Source organism: Azospirillum isscasi (assembly GCF_030849505.1).
Classification (GTDB): domain Bacteria; phylum Pseudomonadota; class Alphaproteobacteria; order Azospirillales; family Azospirillaceae; genus Azospirillum; species Azospirillum isscasi.
In genome coordinates this window covers 1-761 of record NZ_JAUJFI010000377.1, presented here as the reverse complement: position 1 = coordinate 761, position 761 = coordinate 1, and the positions used below count along the sequence as shown (strand labels likewise).

Here is a 761-nt window from a genome sequence, read left to right as displayed (position 1 = left end):
AGCCTGACCACGGACGCGGGCGGCACGACGAGCCTGCGCAACGTCACCACCACGGGGGCGCAGACCTACAACGACGCGGTGACGCTGGACGGCATCTACGCCACCGGCAGCGGTGCCTTCGCCGCCAACGGAGTGGTGACGCTGGGCGGCGCCACGACGGTGAACGGCGGGTCGAGCGTGCTGTTCGCCGGCACCGTGGACGGCGCGCAGGCCCTGGTCGTCAACAACAAGGGCGCGACGCAGTTCACCGGCGCGGTGGGCGGCACGACGGCTCTGGCGAGCCTGACCACGGACGCGGGCGGCACCAGCAGCCTGAAGTCGGTGACGACCACGGGGGCCCAGACCTACAACGACGCGGTGACGCTGGACGGCACCTACAGGGCGACGGGCAGCACGGTCACCTTCAACGCGGCGGCGACGCTGGGCGGCGCGGCGACGGTGAACGCCCGGACCGGGACCTTCAACGGCACGGTGGACGGCGCCCAGGCGCTGACCATCGCCGGGACGGGCACGACGCAGTTCAACGCGACGGTCGGCGGCACGACAGCCCTGGCGAGCCTGACCACCGAGGCGGGCGCCACGGTCGGCCTGCTGGACGTCACCACCACGGGCGCCCAGACCCACAACGCCGCCACCACGCTGAACGGCGCCTACAGCACCGGCAGCGGCGCCTTCACCGCCAACGGAGCGGTGACGCTGGGCGGCGACACGACGGTGAACGGCGGAGCCGCCACCTTCACCGGCGCGGTGGACGGCGCCTA

1 pseudogene is annotated in these 761 nt (G+C 73.3%); it reads left to right on the top strand.

Annotation, left to right across the window (positions count from 1 at the left end):
• Positions 1-761: pseudogene (locus QSG27_RS29075) on the top strand (hypothetical protein); the annotation flags it as partial.